Below are 18356 nucleotides of genomic sequence, written 5' to 3' on the forward strand. Positions count from 1 at the left end.
TTCCAGCCCCCTTATTGCGTTTGCATCGCCGACCAGACGCGCGACGGCGTCACCGGCATATCAATATGAGTCACATGGGCAAAACCGCCCCGTTGCAACGCATCCACCACCGCGTTGATCACCGCCGGCGGGCTGCCGATCGCGCCAGCCTCGCCGCACCCTTTCACACCCAGCGGATTGTGCGTGCAGGGCGTGTTGCAACTGTAATCCACGGTGTAGAACGGCACATCCCCGGCGCGGGGCATGGCGTAATCCATGTAGGAGCCCGACAAAAGCTGCCCGTTCGCGTCATAGGTCGTCTGCTCCAGCAGCGCCTGACCGATGCCCTGGCCAACCCCGCCATGCACCTGTCCCTCGACAATCATCGGGTTCATCACATTGCCGAAGTCATCCGCACAATGGAAGGCCACGACCTCTACCTTGCCGGTGTCGGCGTCCACCTCGACCTCGCAAATATAGGCCCCGGCCGGATAGGTGAAGTTCGCCGGATCGTAGAACGAGGTCTCCTCCAACCCCGGTTCCAGCGTTTCCAGCGGATAGTTGTGCGGCACATAGGCCGAGAACGCCACCTCACCGAATGTCAGCGATTTATCCGTGCCCGCCACCGCGAAACTGCCATCCTCGAAGGTGATATCCTCCTCGGACGCCTCCAGCATATGCGCGGCGATCTTCTTGCCCTTGGCGATGATCTTGTCCACCGCGTTGCTCATCGCAGAGCCCGCAACCGCCAGCGACCGCGAGCCATAAGACCCCATGCCAAACGGGATTTTCGACGTGTCGCCATGCACGATCTCGACGCTTGCCGCGTCAATCCCCAGTTTTTCCGCGACGATCTGCGGGAACACGGTTTCATGGCCCTGACCGTGGCTATGCGCCCCGGTCATCACGACGATATTGCCGGTGGCGTTCACCCGCACCGTGGCCGCATCATACAGCCCCACGCGCGACCCCAGCACCCCGACCAGGTTCGACGGCGCAATTCCGCAGGCCTCGATCCAGGTTGACAGCCCCATGCCGCGCAGCTTGCCGCGTTTGGCGCTCTCGGCGACGCGCGCCTCAAAGCCTGACATATCGGCCATCTCCAGCGCCTTATCCAGCGTCGCGGCATAATCGCCGGTGTCATACACAAGCCCAACCGGCGTCGTGTAGGGGTACATATCGGGCGTGATGAAGTTCTTGCGCCGCACCTCGACCGGGTCCAGGCCGCGCTCACGGCACATCTTGTCAATCACCCGCTCCAGCGAATAAGTCGCCTCGGGACGACCCGCGCCGCGGTAAGCATCGACCGGCGTGGTGTTGGTGAACACGGTTTTCAGGTTCACATAGACATTCGGCACCTTGTACGGCCCGGCCATCAGTGTGCCATGCAGGAACGTCGGCGTCGCGGTCGAGAAATTCGACAGATAGGCACCGACATTGGCCAGGGTTTCCGTGCGGAAGGCGATGAAATTGCCCGCGTCATCGCTGGCCAGTTCGATCTTGGTGACGTGATCGCGGCCATGCGCGTCGGTCAGGAAGCTTTCCGACCGCTCCGCCGTCCATCGCACCGGGCGCTTGAGCTTTTTCGCCGCCGCCAGCACCAGCGCTTCCTCGCCGTAGTGGTAGATTTTCGAGCCAAATCCGCCCCCCACATCCGGGGCCACCACGGTCAGCTTGTTCTCGGGAATACCCAGCACAAAGGCCGAGATCAGCAGCCGATGCAAATGCGGGTTCTGGCTGGTGGTGGTCAGCTTGTAATCGCCGGTGCCGGGGAAATATTCGCCGATCGAGGCGCGCGGTTCCATCGCGTTGGGCACCAGCCGGTTGTTGATCAACTCCAGCGTCGTGACATGCGGCGCGGCCTTGATCGCCGCATCCACCGCGTCGCGATTGTCCTCGACCCAGCCCCAGTCAAAGCACAGGTTGTCGGGGATCTCGTCGTGCACCCGGTTGTCGGGGTTTGCCACCGCCGCCTTCATGTCAACGATGGCGGGCAGTTCCTCGATCTCGGTGTCGCCGGCCAGTTGCTCGGCGGCGTCCTTGGCCTGCTCATAGGTTTCCGCGATCACCGCCGCATAGGCGTCACCGACATGGCGCACCTTGCCATGCGCCAGCACCGGGCGCTTGGGTTCGCGCATTGGCGTGCCGTCGCGGCTGTTGATCAGCCAGCCCGCCGGATTGCCGCCGACATCCTTGAAATCCTCGCCGGTGAACACCGCCAGAACGCCGGGCATTGCCGCAGCGGTGGCCGTATCAATCGACACGATCCGCCCATGCGCCACGCTGGAGCGGGCGAACACCGCAAAGCTCTGGCCGTGCAGTTTCAGATCGTCGGTATAAACTCCGGCCCCTGTCAGAAACCGGATATCCTCGCGCCGCTTGGTATTGGCGCCGATGCCACCGTCTTTGGGCATGTTTTCCTCCCTCAAGATCCATGGGCCGGGCAGAGGGTTCTGCCGCGCGGCCTCGCCAAAATTCGATGCGTCGCGCCGGTCATTCCGCCGCGACGACACCCAGCCCCGAGACATCCTGCCCCGAGGCCGCCAGCACCGCACGAACGATGTTGTGATAGCCCGTGCAGCGGCAGATATTGCCATCCAGATAGTGTCGCACCTCGGCCTCGGTGGGTTTGGGGTTTTCGGCCAGCAGCGCGGCGGTCGACATCACCATGCCCGGCGTGCAAAAGCCGCATTGCAACCCGTGATAATCCTGGAACGCCTGCTGGATGGTGCCCAGCGCGCCATCCTCGTTGGCCATGCCCTCGATGGTGGTGACCTGCGCGCCCTCGGCCTCTTGCGCCAGCATGGTGCAGCTTTTCACCGCCTTGCCGTCGACATGCACCACACAGGCGCCGCACTGGCTGGTATCGCAGCCGATATGGGTGCCGGTCAGGCCCAGTTCCTCGCGCAGGAACGCGGACAAGAGCGTGCGACCCTCGGCCTCGGCAGAGCGCGCGCGCCCGTTCACCGTCATTGTAACCTTCGTCATGAATCCCCTCCCTTAGGATCGTCAAAGTTAAGCACGAGTTGAGTGGCGGGTATATGCCTTCTCTAGGCGTAGTCCTTTAAGTTGTGTCTTGTCTAGGTCGAGGCCGCGAGGGGATCTCTTTGAGCAAGCCGCCGACCCCCAGGCGCTGAATATCCGCCCCGGTCAGCGCGAGGCCGCAGATCACCCGCTCCAACACCCAATCCGCCCCGTTCAGCGCCGGGCTTTTGGCACAGCCGGGCAGGCCGATCACCGGACGGTCATAGAGCGTGCCCAGGAACAACAGGTTCCCCGGATCGACCGGCATCCCGAAATGTATGACATCTCCGCCCGCCGCCCGCAACGCCGCTGGCCCGACATCGTTGATATCCGAAGTCGCCGAGGCGGTCAGGATCAGGATCAGCTCTGCGGTCGCGGTTTTCAGCGCCGCCGCCAGCGCCGCTTCGCGGTGCGCCACGACCGCGCCCCGGGTCAGCGCCACCTCCAGCCGCGCCAACCGGTCGCGCATCACGCGAAAACCCTTGTCGGGCGCGGCGCAATCATCCGACACCGTGGTTTCGATCAGAACCGCAGAGCGCCGCACCGGCCGCCTCAGCGACAGCGCCCCGTGTCCTGCCCCCTGGCCGCAAAAACCGACGCCTTGTCAACGGCATAGGGGATGATCTTGATGGTCGCCACCATCCCCCCGGCCTCCAGCCTTTGCCATTCCGGCACCGTCGCCACGGTGATCGCCGGGTCAACCGCATTCACCGCATGGATCCGCGCCGTATGGATGCGCGCCAACCCCGGCGCGGTCGCCATGATGTTCACCCGCCCCGTGCCCACCGCTTGCACCGCCAGCCCGACGGCCCCCGGATCGGGCACCAGCGCCTGCGCCAGACGCAACGCCGCGCTGTTTTCGTCCAGGTCCTGCGCCCCCAGCCGCGCCACCGTCACCTCCGACAGACCCGCCGCCGCCAGCGCCGCCAGATGCGCCGCCTCCAGCACCAGCCCCTTGCGCAACCGCCCGTCGGCCACCCGCACCGAATGCGCCAGCACCGTGCCCAAAGCCTCGCCCAGGGGGATCGGCCCGAAGTCCATCAGCCGCGCCGCAAGACGTCGGTGATCTGCGCCAGGATCGAGACGGCGATCTCGGCCGGCGTTTTCGCCCCGATGGCCAGCCCGACCGGCGCGTGAAGGCGCGCGATCACCGCATCGGGCAGCCCGGCGGCGCGCAGCCGCTCCACGCGCTTGGCATGGGTGCGCGTCGAGCCCAGACAGCCGACATAGAACACCGGCGAGCGCAGCGCGCTCAGGATCGCGGGGTCGTCCAGTTTGCTGTCATGGGTCAGCGTCACCACGGCGGTGCGGCTGTCCAGCCCGGCAAGGCGCACCGCTTCGTCGGGCCACTCGTGCAGCAGCCTGACCCCCGGAAACCGCGCCTCCGAGGCAAAGGCCTCGCGCGGGTCGATCACCACCGGATCATAACCTGTCAAGCGCGCCATCGGCACCAAAGCCTGCGCAATATGCACCGCGCCGATGATCAGCATCCGCAGCGGCGGGTTGAACAGCGCCACGAATTCCTCGGGGCTTTCCATGCCGGACTTGTCCGACCGAAACCGCGCGGGCATCGCGTCCTGGGGTATCAAACGCCGGGTCCATCCGTCAAAGCTGACGCCATAGGCGATGGGCGTGCGGGCGGCGCGGGCGGTGACGATCTGCGCCAGCATGGTCTCGGGCATCACCGCGCCGACAGGCTCCACCAGAATGCGGATCGTGCCGCCGCAGGCCAGCCCGACCGAGAACGCGTTGTCGTCACTGACGCCATAGGTCAGCAGCCGTGGTTCGCCCGCCGCCAGCGCCTCTTGCGCCTCGACCACCACCGCGCCCTCGACACACCCGCCCGAGACCGACCCCATCATCTCGCCCTCGCCCGAGATCACCAGTTGGCTCCCGGCCTGACGCGGCGCAGAGCCCCAGGTTTCCACCACCGTCGCCAGAACCGCGCCTTTGCCGCTCTGATGCCAATCCAGCGCAATCTCGGGTATCGTGTCGTGCTGCATGATCTCCTCCGATGGGCCGAGTATGGCGCGAGACCGGCAAGCACGCCAGCATGGTTTTTGCCGCAGTTCCAAAAATTTGGGCCGCCACATTCCCTCAGGAAACATGGCGGCCCAAGAAACCCTTGAACAGGGCCGGGATTACTCGGCGGGCACCGCTTTGGCGCGCTGTCCTGTGCCGGGGCGACCGGGCAGGGCAAAGGCAATGATCACGAACAAGGCCCCCATCACGATGCCCAGCACATCGCCGCGCATGCCGGGCAACAAGGCCGGGCCGTCCAACCCCGGAACCGCGCCCAGGGTGACCTTGCCGCCCCAGATCGCGTCGAGCAACCCGGTGTCCTTGATGCCGGCATAGGCCAGGGCATAGGCTGCGGCCCCCAGCAATCCGCCGACGATGTAGACCATCGCGTCCCGGCGACCAGATGCCGCCGCGCACACGCCGGTGCCGGGGCAAAAGCCGGTGATTGCCCAGCCAAAGCCCAGCAGCATCCCGCCGACCAGAACGCCCCAATAGGCGGTTTTCACCGACATATGCGCGACATCCACCAGCCCCACCATCTGACCCGCAAAGATCAGGATCGCCGCCGTGCCGATTGCCAGCAGGATGGCCTTCATCAGCGTCAGGCTGCGCAGGGCCAGCATGTTGATCAGGACGCTGGGGTTGGTCGCGCCGATCCGGTCAAGAACAGCGCCGAAGGCAGCACCGATGATCAGCGCCAGAATAATCGTGGTCATCGCTCAACCCTCCTTGCGATACAGGAACATGGCAGTGGGAATTGCCGTGGCAAAGACACCCAGCGAGAACAGGAAGCCGGAAACCGCGGTTTGCGACATGCCCGCCATCATATGCCCCGAGGTGCAGCCTCCGGCCATGCGCGCGCCGAACAGCACGATGAAGCCGCCGACAAAGGCCACGGCCATCCGGCCCAAGGCACCCTCGCCGAAATTGGCCCGCCAGATTGCCGGGATGGTTTTTTCCGCCGCCGCAACGCCATTGCGCAAGCGCGAGGACAGGGCCGCGCCGATTGCCATCGCGATGACAAACACGAACCCATAGTTCAGCGGGTTGGCGATGTTGCTGGCATACCGCGCGAAATACGGGTTGTCCGAGGTCCAGTCGCCACTTGCGTCCTGATACACAACCTCGCTCGAGAGCGCGTCGGCGATCACCCCATCGACAATGACAAATTGCGTCGAAACGCCGATCGGTTTGACCAGCATCAACGCCAGAAAAAACACAAAGCCAAGCAGAACACCGCCCAGTCGCCAATCAACCGCCATGATCATCTCCTGATTCACTTACATTCAAACAATCATATATATAATTGGAGTGCGGGCGCGTACCTTGATCTGGATCAAGTCGTGCAAGCTCTTGGTTTCTGGGTTGAAGGTAAGGGGGGGGGCATAGCGGCGCAGAGTGCGTGGGCAAAGCTTTCCAATTGGTTAATCGCGCAGGCCAAGGGGTTGATTTTGCTCGACTTGCATCATGTCCCACGGGGGGACATCACACCCGTCAGGACGCAAGGGCCGCCATCAGCCGCGCCTTTTCCCCATGATCCTTCGGGTCCGACAGCGCCGTCGCCAGCGCCTCCAGCGAGGCAATCGAATGGCTGGCCCGGAACGTATCCACATGCGGCAGCATCGCCTGAACCCCGCGCGCCCGCGGCGCAAATCCATCCCAGCGCAGCAGCGGATTGAGCCAGATCAGCCGTTTGCACGACAGGTGCAGGCGCTGCATTTCCTTGCCCAGCAGCACCGGATCGTCGCGCTCCAATCCGTCGGTGATGAGCAGCACAACCGCCCCCTGACCGAGAACCCGACGCGACCAATCACGGTTGAAGTCGTGCAGACACGCCCCGATCCGCGTGCCGCCCTGCCAATCCTGCGCCTCGGCCCCCGCCGCCTTGAGGGCGGCATCGGCATCCTTGTGGCGCAGATGACGGGTGATATTCGTGAGCCGCGTACCAAAGGTGAAGGCGTGGACCTTGGCCCAGCCTTGCCCCTGCCGGTTGGCCACCGCATGCACGAAATGCAGCACCATGCGCGAATACGAGGACATCGAGCCCGAGATATCGCACAGCACCACCAAAGCAGGCCAGCGCGTGGTTGGCCGACGGCGCGCGATTGCCGTGATCTCGCCGCCATGCCGCGCCGCCTCGCGCAGCGTGCGGCGCGGATCGACCCGGCGCCCGGCCGCCGCCGCCGCCGCGCGCCGGGTGATCAACGGCGGCACCGGCAAGCTGAGGCGGGCCAACATGCGTCTGGCCTGCGCTGCCTCATCGCTGGACATCTGCTCGAAATCCAGCCGGCGCAGCGTTTCATCGGCCGAGGCCGTGAACGAGGCGTCGATCTCGATCTCGGTGGGGGCGGTGTCGTCGCCAGTCGGGGGCGCGGGGGCCTCGACCCCATCGAGCAGCGCCTCGGCGGCCCGTTTGGCGCCGGGGTCGGCGGCTTGCTCATCGTGGGTGCCGTGAACAGCCGGCAACATCAGCGACATCATGTGATCCATGAACCGCGGATCGCGCCAGAACAGACGAAAGGTCTGGTTGAAGATCTGCCGCTCTTCGGGGCGATTCACGAAACAGGCGTGCAGCGTCCAGTAGAAATCGGTGCGCTTGGTGAACCCGGCCGCGGCCACGGCCTCGATGGCGGTCAGGATCCGGCCCGGTCCGATGGGCAGCCCGGCCTTGCGCAGCGCCCGGGCGAAATGGATCAGGTTCTGCGTGAGCTTCGGATCATCGGGCAGGGCCAGATCGGCATAGCGCGCGCTCACGCGGCACCCGTGGGGTTTTTGAGTATTTTTGGCAAGATGAAATCGATGGGCATGTCAGGGCTTACGCGGGGGCCAGGGATTTGCGGGCCTCGTCGAGGAGTTTTCCGGCCTCCAACCCCTGCAATCGGGCGATGTCGTCCTGGTATTTGAGGATCGCGCCGAGCGTGTCGGCGATGACCTCGGGCGAGAGGGTGAGCACGTCGAGCGCCAGCAGGCATTTGGCCCAGTCGATGGTTTCCGCAACACCGGGTTTCTTGAACAGATCCTCGTGGCGCAGGCGTTGCACGAAGGCCACGACCTCGTGCGAGAGGGTGGCGGCGGCCTCGGGGACGCGGGCGTTGAGGATGGCCAGTTCGCGGGTGAAGTCGGGGTAGTCGACCCAGTGATAGAGGCAGCGGCGCTTGAGCGCGTCATGCACCTCGCGGGTGCGGTTCGAGGTGAGGATGACGATGGGGGGTTCGGGGGCGGCAATGGTGCCGAGTTCGGGGATGGTAACCTGAAAATCACTGAGAGCTTCGAGCAGGAAGGCTTCGAAAGGTTCATCGGTGCGGTCGATTTCGTCGATCAGCAGGACCGGCGCGCCGCCGGGCTGGGGGCGCATGGCTTGCAACAAGGGGCGCTCGATCAGGAAATCGGGGCCGAACACTTCGGTGCGCAAAGTGTCGCGGTCGGAAGTGGCGGTGGCCTCGGCGGCGCGGATCGCCACCATTTGCGCGGCAAAATTCCATTCATAGACCGCGCTGGCCGCGTCGAGCCCTTCGTAACATTGCAAGCGGATCAGGCGGCGGCCCAGTGCCGTGGCAATCGCTTTGGCGATTTCGGTCTTGCCGGTGCCGGCCTCGCCCTCGAGGAACAAGGGTTTTCCGAGTTTCAACGCCAGAAAGGTGACCGTGGCCAAGGCGCGGCCGCAGACGTATTTTTGTCCGGCCAGCAGGGTTTGCACATCGTCAATCGTCGTCAGGGGGAGTTTGGTCACGCCTTGGGCCTCCGAGATCTGGTTCGGCCATGGTGTGGCGCGCGCGCCCGGGGGTCAAGCGGGGAACGTCGAGGGCGCGGGCGCACGGCTTGCGAAAACCGGCATGAACAGCCGATAGCGCCGAGACCGGGTCTGTGGCCAAGGGTCGGGTGTATTTGGCGGCGGGTGCGGCGTCGGGCGACAAGGGGTGCCTTCGCGGCGGTGGGCGGGAACCGGCGAGTTCTAACGTTTGCGCGCCGCGATGAACCGGCCCAAGGGCGAGCCGGAGGGGTCGAAGGATTCGACGATCTCGAACCCGGCGGCACGGATCTGGCCCTCGAGCGAAGCGACCGACATCAGCTTGAAGTATGGCGCTTTGCCAAACAGGCGCATGATGGCAACCAAGGGCCACAACACCGTGCGCCAGCCCGAGATGCAGGCCGATTTCGAGATGAACAGGCCGCCGGGCGACAAGAGGGCATGGGCTTTGCGCGCCACCTCGCCGGGGTCTGGGACGAGGTGCAGCATGTTGAACGCCAGGATCGCATCGAAAGGGCCGGGGCCAAGGGCGGGATCGCCCAGCGCGCCCTGCACGTTGATCACCGTGTCGACGCCTGCCGCAACGGTCTTTTCGCGCCCGATGGCGACCATTTCGGCGGAGATATCGCTGGCGGTATACTGTGCGACATCGGGGGCCAGCAGCAGGGCGGTGGATGCGGTGCCGCAGCCGATTTCCAGCACCTTGTCGGTGGGTTTGAGATAGGCGCGGGTATGGGCGAGCGTCTTTTCATAGGCGGCCATGTTGCCGATGGGACGGGTTGCGTATTTGCGCGCGACGCGGTCCCAGAATTGGCCTGCGGTGGTCTCGGTCATAGCGGTCATCGGCATATCTCCTTGTTGCGGGCAGCATAGACGCTGTGGGGCCTCAAGAAAATTGCATAAATTGGTATTCGTGCTATGCATAATCGCATGAATTGGCAGGCGATATCCTTTGACTGGAATCAGGTGCGGGCGTTTCTGGCGACCGCCGAGGAGGGCAGCCTCTCGGCGGCGGCGCGCGCCCTGGGTCTGGCGCAGCCGACCCTGGGGCGGCAGGTCGCGGCGTTGGAGGATCGGCTGGGGGTGACCCTGTTCGAGCGCGCCGGACGCGGGGTGAGCCTGACGCAATCGGGGCGCGACCTGTTGGATCACGTCCGCGCGATGGGCGAGGCGGCGACCCGGATCGCGCTGGTTGCGGCGGGCCGGGCCGAGGGGGTTGCGGGCAAGGTGTGCATCAGTGCCAGTGACGCGATGGCGGCCTATCTGTTGCCCGACATCATGGCTGAACTGTCCGAAACCGCGCCCGAGATCGAGATCGAGATACTGGCGACCAATTCGCTCAGCGATCTGTTGCGGCGCGAGGCGGATATCGCCATTCGCCATGTGCGCCCCGAGGAGCCCGATCTGGTGGCAAGGCTGATCCGCGACGGGCAGGCCAACCTCTATGCCGCGCCTGCGTTCCTGCGGCGTCACGGGCGGCCGCTGACGGTCGAGGCTCTGCGTGATCTGCCGTTCATCGGCATGGCCAGCCCGGAGCGTATGGCGATGGAGTTCGCGCGCATGGGCCTGCCGGTCACGGCCCGCAATTTTCGCCATTACAGCGACAATACGGTGGTCGGCTGGGAGATGGTGCGGCGCGGTCTGGGGGTCGGCGCGATGATCGACGATATTGCGCGACGCACGCCCGGCGTCGAGCGCATCGTGCCTGAGTTTCCGGCGATTCCGGTGCAGATCTGGCTGACGACGCATCGCGAGTTGCGCACCAGCAAGCGCATTCGCGTGGTGTTCGATTTCCTCGCCGAGGCGTTGGCGCGGTAGGGTGGAACGCCCGCCGGGGGGGTGGCGGGCGTTTTCAAATGCGGATCAGGTCAGGCGGATCAGGTCAGGCGGATCAGGTCAGACTGCGGCAGAAGGTCTGGATGCGGGTGCAGGCCTCGGTCAGGGCGGCGTCGGAGGTGGCGTAGCTCACGCGGAAATTCGGGCTGATGCCAAAGGCCGAGCCGAACACCACGGCGACGCCGGTTTCCTCCAGCAGCGCCTTGGCGAAACTCTCGTCATCCGTGATCGCCGTGCCGCCGCCCGAGGTCTTGCCGAGGCAGCCCGAAATGTCGGGGTAGACATAGAAGGCACCCTCGGGCTTCGGGCAGGTGATGCCGGGGGCGGCATTGAGCATCTCGACCACCAGATTGCGGCGTCGCTGGAACGCGGCGCGGAATTCCACCAGGAAATCCTGTGGCCCGTTCAGCGCCTCGACCGCGGCCCATTGCGCGATGGTGTTGGGGTTCGAGGTGCTCTGCGACTGGATCGTCGCCATCGCCTTGATCAGCGCCACCGGACCCGCCGCATAGCCGATCCGCCAGCCGGTCATCGCATAGGCTTTGGAGACGCCGTTGCAGGTCAGGGTGCGGTCGTAAAGACCGGGTTCGACCTGGGCGGGGGTGACGAATTCAAAATCGTCGAACACCAGATGCTCGTACATATCGTCCGACATGATCCAGACATGCGGGTGTTTCATCAGCACATCGGTCAGCGCCTTCAGCTCGGTGCGGGTATAGCCGGCCCCCGTCGGGTTCGAGGGCGAGTTGAAGATCAGCCATTTGGTGTTTGGCGTGATCGCAGCGTCCAGCTTTTCGGGCGTCAGTTTGAAGTGCGACTCGATCCCGCAGGGCACGGTCACGGGCGTGCCTCCGGCCAGCAACACCATGTCCGGATAGCTCACCCAATAGGGCGCGGGAATGATCACCTCATCGCCGGGATTCAGCGTGCAAACCAGCGCATTATACAGGATCTGCTTGCCGCCGGTGCCGACGCTGACCTGATTGGGCGCATAGGTCAGCCCGTTTTCCCGCGCGAATTTGGCGCAGATCGCCTTTTTCAGTTCCGGAATGCCGTCAACCGCCGTGTATTTCGTTTTCCCGCCGTCAATGGCCGCTTTTGCCGCGTCCTTGATGTGTTGTGGCGTGTCAAAGTCCGGCTCACCGGCCCCCAGGCCAATGACGTCTTTGCCCGCTGCCTTCATCTCTGCGGCCATGTTGGTCACCGCAATGGTTGCCGAAGGTTTGATGCGCGACAGGGTGTCAGACAGGAAGGGCATGGGCGGACTCCGGTTTGTGTTTTCCGGACCCATCTCATATGGTGATGGGCGCCCCCATACAAGAGCGAACGCGCGTGTCTGCGCGCTCGGAGCAAGGAGATCTCATGGCCGAAAATTGGTATTCCGAGGAACACGCGACACTGGGCGATCGCTTGGCGGCGGCGCGCGAGGCGGCAGGTATGTCGGCGAATGAATGCGCGCAACGCATTGGTGTCAGGGCGAAAACCTTCAGCGACTGGGAGAATGACGTCTCTGAGCCGCGCGCCAATCAGTTGCAGATGTTGACCGCCTTGCTGAATGTCTCGCTGCGCTGGCTGCTGACGGGCGAGGGCGGTGACATATCCCTGCCGGACGCGCAGCACACGGAGCTCGACTCGCATTTGAAGGCCACGCTGGGAGAGTTGCGTCAGGTGCGCGCCGATATGCTGAAAATGGGCGAAAGGCTGGGCCGATTGGAGAAATCTCTGCGCGTCCAAATGACGCGGTCTCTTGAGAGGCAGGATGGGATGGACGATGCGTGAGCGGACAGATCTGAAGCGATTGCGCATGCGATCGTGGCGGCGCGGGATCAAGGAAATGGACCTGATCCTTGGCCCTTGGGCAGATGAGGCGCTGACCACGCTGTCCGAGCACGAGTTGGACCGTTTCGAGGCCCTGCTCAACGAGAACGACCATGACCTGTATCAATGGGTCACGGCGCGGATCGGCGCGGGGACGACGCAGCCCAAAGGGCCGGTTGGCTATGCTGGCTTGCTGGACACCATTGCCGCCCATGCCGCCACCCGGTTGCGGGCCTAAGAACCAGACGCGGTGGTTGCGACTGAAAAGGCCGGGTCGTTGGACCCGGCCTTTGTTTCGTTGTGCAAGTTTGGCTTACTTGCTGGGTGCCGTTGGCTGACCCTGAGGTGCCTGAGGGCTATAGGCATTGACCGAAATCGACGATGCACATCCCGCATCAAAAGACCCAACCCAGACATCATAGCGACCCGAAGGCGCGTTCTCGATGACAATGCCGGGATTCAGGTTGTTGGAGTCGTCATTGAACATCCACTCCGCCATGGAGTTGTTGATCAGCAGCGTCTGGTCACACGCACCTGTCACACTGATATCAAGCGTGATTGGCTGGTTCTGATTGTCGAAATACAGCGAGAAATTCGGCGCGGCGGTCAGGTAGCCATGGGCCGGAACGTCGCAGGTGCTTTCGAACATATTGAGCGGGCCACCAGCCTGAACCTGCCGCTCCTCACGCTGGCCATTGACGATTTGCCATTCTGCGCCACCAAGCGACCACTCAGGACACTGTGCGGCGGTTTGCTGTCCGCCCGATCCCGAGGGTGGAAAGGTTTCGGCAATCAACGTCGCCGAACAGGCTTGCTGGCTGTAGGTGCCGACCCAGACGTCATAGCGTCCACTGGTGGCGGCGGGCAAGCGCACTGCCGGGTTCATTTGATTTGTATCGTCGTTGAAGAACCACTGCCCGGTCGCGTTGTTGACCAGAAGTGCGGTATCGCAGGTGCCGTCTACGCGCAGTTCCAGATCGCGGCCCATGCCCCGATCATCGTAGGAAAGCGAGAAATTCGGCGCGGCGGTGATAAAGCCGACGCCCTCGACGGTGGTGCATTCGCGCAGGTTCAAGGCACCGCCCGCGAAGACCGGATATTGTTGCGGAGCCCAGGCCTGTTCGGCATCGGTGGCGATTGGCACGCCCCCCAACTGCCACTCTGGGCATTGCTGCGCCATTGCGGCGCTGGCGCTCAACGCGCCAAAAGCCGCGCCGGTTGCGACCACAATAAGGCCGCGACGGATCGAATGAAATGCGTGCATTGTATGCTCCTTTGAAAACAGGGTTTTGCGAGGAGCGTGGCGGTTAAAAGCAGGTCCGTCAAGGGCCTGAAACGATCCGTTCCTTTCATGTCTTGGTGAAGACCTCGAAACAAATCACGCCCGCCCGAGCGCACGAGGCACAACAGCAACGCCGAGCCCCGCAGGGCTCGGCGCTGTGGTTTTCGCGCGGATTGGAACGATCAGAAGCTTTCGATGGTCAGCGTGGCGGCGCATGTGGTGGCGTCAAAGGTTCCGACCCAGATGTCGTAGCGACCATCGGGTGCGCCCTCGACCCGCAGGCGCGGATGCATTTGCGCATCGTCATCGTTGAACAGCCACTCGGCATTGGCCGTGTTGACCAGCAAGACCGTATCACAATCGCCGGTCACGCGGAATTCCAGCGCGCGCCCCATGCCAAGACCATCATAGATCAGCGAGAAGTCGGGCGAGGAGATGATATGGCCGACACCCGGGACAGACGGGCAGTCTGCCAGGACCAGATCCCCGCCGGCGATGACGGTGCTGCTTTGCGGAACCCAGACGTCTTCGGCCGAATATTCCAGCGTGGCACCGGGGTTTTCGTAGCTCGGGCAGGCTTGTGCTGCGGCCAGTCCGGGCGCGCCAAGGGCCAGGGTGGCTGCAAAAAGTGCTTTGGTCAGAAAATTCATCGAACGGTCTCCTTGGATGTTCAGGCCGGGTATGAGGGTCGGCAAGATTGGCGTCAAATGGTGATCAAGTCGCTGACATAGTTGTGATATTCACGACCCGCCGGGCCGCCCTGATGGCGTGCCGCGAATTGTGGCACATCGAGGGCCTGATGGAAAAGCCGGCTTTTCGAGACTTATTGCGAAAAATGTCTGGAAAATCTTCCATCACTTAACCCTGTATTTGCAATTTGGCGGTCAGTATGGCCCTTGAAACCCGATGGTCGGAGGCCTCATGAGTTTTCATACCCCTGTCAATCGTCCACCGCCCCATGCCGGGGACGGGGCCACAAATATCGAATTGCTCCCGCGTTACCTCGACAGCTTGTCCTTGGTTGAACGTCTGCACAGACTGTTGCTGGATGTCATCAAGGATGAATTCGAGCGGTTGTCGGTGCTCGATATCAACGCGGTTCAGGCGTTGTTGTTGTTCAATATCGCCGACAACGAGGTTACCGCTGGCGAACTCAAGTCGCGCGGCTATTATCAGGGCTCGAACGTGTCCTACAACCTCAAGAAACTGGTCGAAAACGACTATATGCACCACACCCGCTGCGAGATTGATCGCCGTTCGGTGCGGGTGCGTTTGACGCCACGCGGGCAGGACATCCGCGCCGTGGTGACCGACCTGTTTGCCCGTCATGCCGAGGGGTTGATCGGCAAGGGTGTCATTGACAGCGATGAACTGGATCGCATCAATGCCGCCCTCAAGCGCATGGAGCGATACTGGACCGACAACATCCGGTACATCTATTGACGCGGCTCGGCTGGGGCGAGCCTTGTCCGGATCGGCTGCGGCTGCCGATCAGGCGCGGCCCAGCTTTTTCTCGCGCGCGTGGCGCAGTCGCGCAAAGTCGTCCCCTGCGTGATAGGAAGAACGCGTCAACGGGGTTGCCGATACCATCAGGAACCCTTTGCCAAAGGCAGATTTTTCATAGGCCGCGAATTCTTCGGGCGTCACGAAGCGATCCACATGATGATGTTTCGGCGTTGGCTGCAAGTATTGGCCAACCGTCAGGAAATCCACATCGGCCGAGCGCATGTCATCCATGACCTGCAAAACCGATTGCCGGTCTTCGCCAAGTCCGACCATGATGCCGGATTTGGTGAAAATGCTGGGGTCGAGGGATTTCACGCGCTGCAACAAGCGCAAGGAGTGAAAGTAACGTGCGCCGGGTCGCACCGAAGGGTAAAGCCCCGGAACGGTTTCGAGGTTGTGGTTGAACACATCGGGCCGTGCTTCGACCACCGCTTCCAGCGCGGAGTCGTCGCAGCGCAAGAAATCAGGTGTCAGGATTTCGATGGTGGTGTCCGGCGCGCGGTGGCGCACGGCGCGAATCGTCTGGGCAAAATGCTCGGCCCCACCGTCCTCGAGGTCGTCGCGGTCAACCGAGGTGATCACCACATGTTTCAGGCCCAGCGTCGCCACGGCATGCGCCACACGGCCCGGTTCAAACGCATCGAGCGCCTGCGGCTTGCCCGTCGCCACGTTGCAAAATGTGCAGCCCCGGGTACAGATCTCGCCCATGATCATCATGGTCGCGTGTCCCTGGCTCCAGCATTCGCCGACGTTCGGACAGCCGGCCTCCTCGCAAACCGTGGTCAGTTGATTGTCGCGCATGATGCGGCGCGTCTCGTTATAGGCCTCGCCGCCGGGGGCCTTCACCCGAATCCACCCGGGCTTTTTCGGCTGCTGCGGCTGATCGGGGCGGTGCGCTTTTTCCGGGTGACGCTGATCGGGCAGCTTGAGGTCGCGCATCGGGTTTCTCCCCCTTGAGAGCAGTTTCAGCGGACAATAGCCGCAGCGCCGTGATCTGGCAAGAATCGCCGTGCCCTGCCGCCCTGCATCCTGTGCATGGGTCTGCCCGAAAATACAACGGGCCGCACTTTTTCCAAAGCGCGGCCCATCGTTGTTCGATTCCGATAATTCCCGTGATCCGGCAATCGGTTAGCCTTTGTTCTCAGCCAGCCATTTCAGCACGGTTTCGGGTGACGAGACGCCATACGGGTCTTCACCGTGGTTATCGCACAGGCCGGGCTCTTCGAACCAAGCTTCGATGACGCCGTCCTTGACCACCGCGGCATAGCGCCACGAACGCATTCCGAAGCCGAGGTTGTCCTTGTGCACCAGCATCCCGAGGCGGCGGGTGAAGCCGCCCGAGCCATCCGGGATCACCTGCACGTTGCTCAACTTTTGGTCTTGCGCCCATTTGTTCATCACAAAGGCGTCGTTGACCGACATGCAATAGATCGCGTCGATCCCATGCTTGGCGAATTCGTCATACCCTTTTTCGAACCCCGGCAATTGATAGGTCGAGCAGGTCGGCGTGAAGGCGCCGGGCAGCGAAAACAGAACGACGCGCTTGCCGGCGAAATAGTCGGCGGTGGTCTTGTCTTCCCAACGGAACGGGTTGGAGCCGCCGATGCTTTCGTCACGAACGCGCGTGTGGAAGGTTACTTCTGGAAGTTTGAAGCCAGTGTGCATGGTGTTTCTCCGTATCGTGGGTAAGGTGTGAAGCGTTTTGCGCAACGTCAATTGGCTTTTTAGAATGATTCCAAGCCGCTTGGCAACCGCCAAAGCCACGGTGCGGCGCGGCAATCGAACGGCGCTAGCGACCCAACAGGCGCATCCCTTTGGTCAAGCCGTCCAGTGTCATCGGAACCATGCGGTTGTCAAACAAGTCCGACATCATCCGGATCGAATGCGAGTGTTGCCAGTAGTGTTCGGGCGTCGGGTTGATCCAAAGCGTGTTTGGCCAATGCTCGCGCACGCGGGTCATCCAGGTGGCACCGGATTCCTCGTTCCAGTGTTCGTTGGCACCGCCGACATAGGCGATCTCATAGGGCGACATATTGGCGTCGCCCACAAAAATGCATTTGTAATCAGCGCCATAGGTGCGAAGGATATCCCATGTCGAGGTGCGGGCATCCCAGCGCCGGGCATTGTCGCGCCAGACGTATTCATACAGGCAATTGTGAAAATAGAAGTGCTCGAGGTGTTTGAATTCAATGCGCGCAGCACTGAACAACTCCTCCATGACCTTGACATAGGGGTCCATCGAGCCGCCGATATCAAAGAACAGCAGGACCTTGACCGCGTTGCGCCGCTCGGGCCGGGTCTTGACGTCCAGCCAACCTTGCTCGGCGGTGGCGCGGATCGTGCCGTCGAGGTCCAGCTCCTGCTCGGCCCCGTCGCGCGCCCAGTTGCGCAGGCGTTTCAGGGCGACCTTGATGTTGCGCGTGCCCAGTTCGACGGAATCGTCCAGATTGCGAAACTCGCGCTTGTCCCAGACCTTCACGGCGCGGCCATGGCGGCCCTCTTTCTGGCCGATGCGCACGCCTTCGGGGTTGTAGCCATAGGCCCCGAACGGGCTGGTGCCCGCCGTGCCGACCCATTTGCTGCCGCCCTGATGGCGGCCTTTTTGCTCTTCCAGACGCTTTTTGAGCGTCTCCATGAGCTTCTCGAACCCGCCCAATGCCTCGATTTCCGCGCGTTCTTCGGCGGTCATGTGCTTTTCCGCCAGCTTTTCCAGCCATTCCTTGGGCAGGTCGATGGATTGGATCACCGCGTCGGGGGTGATCGTATCGAGGCCCTTGAACGCCGCGGCAAAGGCGCGGTCGAAGCGGTCGATGTGCTTTTCGTCCTTCACCATTGTGGTGCGCGCCAGATAATAGAACCCCTCGGCATCGAACTGGGCCAGTCCGGCCGTGAGGGCTTCGAGAAACCCGAGGTATTCGCGCAGGGTCACCGGAACGGAATGTTGGCGCAGTTGTTCGAGAAAGGGCCGAAACATCAGATCAGCCGCTCGATCCCGATGGTCGCCACGACACCCAGAATGGCACCGATAATGCCCCAGACGGCGGCATATTGGGCGACGTCAAAACCGTTGCCGTTGCGGCGACGGACATAGACAATGCCCAAGATGGCTCCGATCAGAATGCCTGCAAGAATGACCATAAA

General features: G+C 63.0%; 19 protein-coding genes and 1 pseudogene. 4 read left to right on the forward strand and 16 right to left on the reverse strand.

Features of this window, described 5'->3' with window-relative positions; genetic code table 11:
- Positions 1-11 precede the first annotated feature (11 nt).
- The 9 genes and pseudogenes from VDQ28_RS15150 to VDQ28_RS15190 form a co-directional block, all read right to left on the reverse strand.
- Positions 12-2393, reverse strand: a complete 2382-nt coding sequence (locus tag VDQ28_RS15150) for a xanthine dehydrogenase family protein molybdopterin-binding subunit (protein WP_323036723.1) — start codon at positions 2391-2393, stop codon at positions 12-14.
- A 79-nt stretch (positions 2394-2472) separates the two neighbouring features.
- Positions 2473-2967, reverse strand: coding sequence for a (2Fe-2S)-binding protein (locus VDQ28_RS15155; RefSeq protein ID WP_323036724.1), 495 nt, complete (start codon positions 2965-2967; stop codon positions 2473-2475).
- Between the two features lie 76 nt (positions 2968-3043).
- Positions 3044-4044, reverse strand: a pseudogene (locus VDQ28_RS15160) (molybdopterin-binding protein).
- Positions 4044-5009, reverse strand: a complete 966-nt coding sequence (locus VDQ28_RS15165) for an XdhC family protein (RefSeq protein WP_323038142.1) — start codon at positions 5007-5009, stop codon at positions 4044-4046. The pseudogene VDQ28_RS15160 and the gene VDQ28_RS15165 overlap by 1 nt, the downstream one beginning before the upstream one ends.
- Before the next feature lie 135 nt (positions 5010-5144).
- The gene (locus VDQ28_RS15170; RefSeq protein ID WP_323036725.1) at positions 5145-5741 is read right to left on the reverse strand and encodes a YeeE/YedE thiosulfate transporter family protein; all 597 of its coding nucleotides are present in this window, start codon (positions 5739-5741) and stop codon (positions 5145-5147) included.
- A 3-nt stretch (positions 5742-5744) separates the two neighbouring features.
- Positions 5745-6287, reverse strand: coding sequence for a YeeE/YedE thiosulfate transporter family protein (locus tag VDQ28_RS15175; protein WP_323036726.1), 543 nt, complete (start codon positions 6285-6287; stop codon positions 5745-5747).
- 232 nt (positions 6288-6519) lie between these two features.
- Positions 6520-7779, reverse strand: coding sequence for a VWA domain-containing protein (locus VDQ28_RS15180; protein ID WP_323036727.1), 1260 nt, complete (start codon positions 7777-7779; stop codon positions 6520-6522).
- A gap of 61 nt (positions 7780-7840) precedes the next feature.
- Positions 7841-8755, reverse strand: coding sequence for a MoxR family ATPase (locus VDQ28_RS15185; protein ID WP_323036728.1), 915 nt, complete (start codon positions 8753-8755; stop codon positions 7841-7843).
- A 222-nt stretch (positions 8756-8977) separates the two neighbouring features.
- Positions 8978-9616 (reverse strand): class I SAM-dependent methyltransferase, encoded by a 639-nt coding sequence (locus VDQ28_RS15190; RefSeq protein WP_323036729.1) that lies wholly within the window; start codon positions 9614-9616, stop codon positions 8978-8980.
- An 87-nt stretch (positions 9617-9703) separates the two neighbouring features.
- Between VDQ28_RS15190 and VDQ28_RS15195 the strand changes: the two genes are divergently transcribed.
- The gene (locus tag VDQ28_RS15195; protein ID WP_323036730.1) at positions 9704-10591 is read left to right on the forward strand and encodes a LysR family transcriptional regulator; all 888 of its coding nucleotides are present in this window, start codon (positions 9704-9706) and stop codon (positions 10589-10591) included.
- A 73-nt stretch (positions 10592-10664) separates the two neighbouring features.
- Here the strand turns inward: VDQ28_RS15195 and VDQ28_RS15200 are convergent, their stop codons facing one another.
- Positions 10665-11867 carry a pyridoxal phosphate-dependent aminotransferase gene (locus VDQ28_RS15200; protein WP_323036731.1) on the reverse strand — a complete coding sequence of 401 codons (1203 nt, stop codon included), beginning with the start codon at positions 11865-11867 and terminating at the stop codon, positions 10665-10667.
- A 104-nt stretch (positions 11868-11971) separates the two neighbouring features.
- Here VDQ28_RS15200 and VDQ28_RS15205 point away from each other — a divergent pair, with 104 nt between their 5' ends.
- Positions 11972-12388, forward strand: coding sequence for a helix-turn-helix transcriptional regulator (locus tag VDQ28_RS15205; RefSeq protein WP_323036732.1), 417 nt, complete (start codon positions 11972-11974; stop codon positions 12386-12388).
- Complete coding sequence (locus VDQ28_RS15210) at positions 12381-12665, forward strand: succinate dehydrogenase assembly factor 2 (RefSeq protein WP_323036733.1); 285 nt, start codon at positions 12381-12383, stop codon at positions 12663-12665. Before VDQ28_RS15205 ends, VDQ28_RS15210 begins: the two co-directional genes overlap by 8 nt.
- Positions 12666-12740: 75 nt before the next feature.
- Here the strand turns inward: VDQ28_RS15210 and VDQ28_RS15215 are convergent, their stop codons facing one another.
- Entirely contained in the window at positions 12741-13691 is a 951-nt protein-coding gene (locus VDQ28_RS15215) for a hypothetical protein (protein ID WP_323036734.1), read from the reverse strand.
- 200 nt (positions 13692-13891) lie between these two features.
- On the reverse strand, positions 13892-14359 hold the full coding sequence (locus VDQ28_RS15220) for a hypothetical protein (RefSeq protein WP_323036735.1): 468 nt from the start codon (positions 14357-14359) through the stop codon (positions 13892-13894).
- A 271-nt stretch (positions 14360-14630) separates the two neighbouring features.
- Between VDQ28_RS15220 and VDQ28_RS15225 the strand changes: the two genes are divergently transcribed.
- A complete protein-coding gene (locus VDQ28_RS15225; protein WP_323036736.1) occupies positions 14631-15152 on the forward strand; it encodes a MarR family winged helix-turn-helix transcriptional regulator in 522 nt (173 codons plus the stop codon).
- 48 nt (positions 15153-15200) lie between these two features.
- Here VDQ28_RS15225 and lipA read toward each other — a convergent pair whose 3' ends face one another.
- From lipA to VDQ28_RS15245, 4 genes are all read right to left on the reverse strand, one after another.
- Positions 15201-16154, reverse strand: a complete 954-nt coding sequence (gene lipA / locus VDQ28_RS15230) for a lipoyl synthase (RefSeq protein ID WP_323036737.1) — start codon at positions 16152-16154, stop codon at positions 15201-15203.
- A gap of 189 nt (positions 16155-16343) precedes the next feature.
- Complete coding sequence (locus VDQ28_RS15235; protein ID WP_323036738.1) at positions 16344-16880, reverse strand: peroxiredoxin; 537 nt, start codon at positions 16878-16880, stop codon at positions 16344-16346.
- A 124-nt stretch (positions 16881-17004) separates the two neighbouring features.
- Positions 17005-18189 carry a vWA domain-containing protein gene (locus VDQ28_RS15240; protein WP_323036739.1) on the reverse strand — a complete coding sequence of 395 codons (1185 nt, stop codon included), beginning with the start codon at positions 18187-18189 and terminating at the stop codon, positions 17005-17007.
- Complete coding sequence (locus VDQ28_RS15245; protein ID WP_323036740.1) at positions 18189-18353, reverse strand: hypothetical protein; 165 nt, start codon at positions 18351-18353, stop codon at positions 18189-18191. The genes VDQ28_RS15240 and VDQ28_RS15245 overlap by 1 nt, the downstream gene beginning before the upstream one ends.
- Between the last annotated feature and the right edge of the window lie 3 nt (positions 18354-18356).

The organism is Pararhodobacter sp., from assembly GCF_034676545.1.
GTDB lineage: Bacteria > Pseudomonadota > Alphaproteobacteria > Rhodobacterales > Rhodobacteraceae > Pararhodobacter.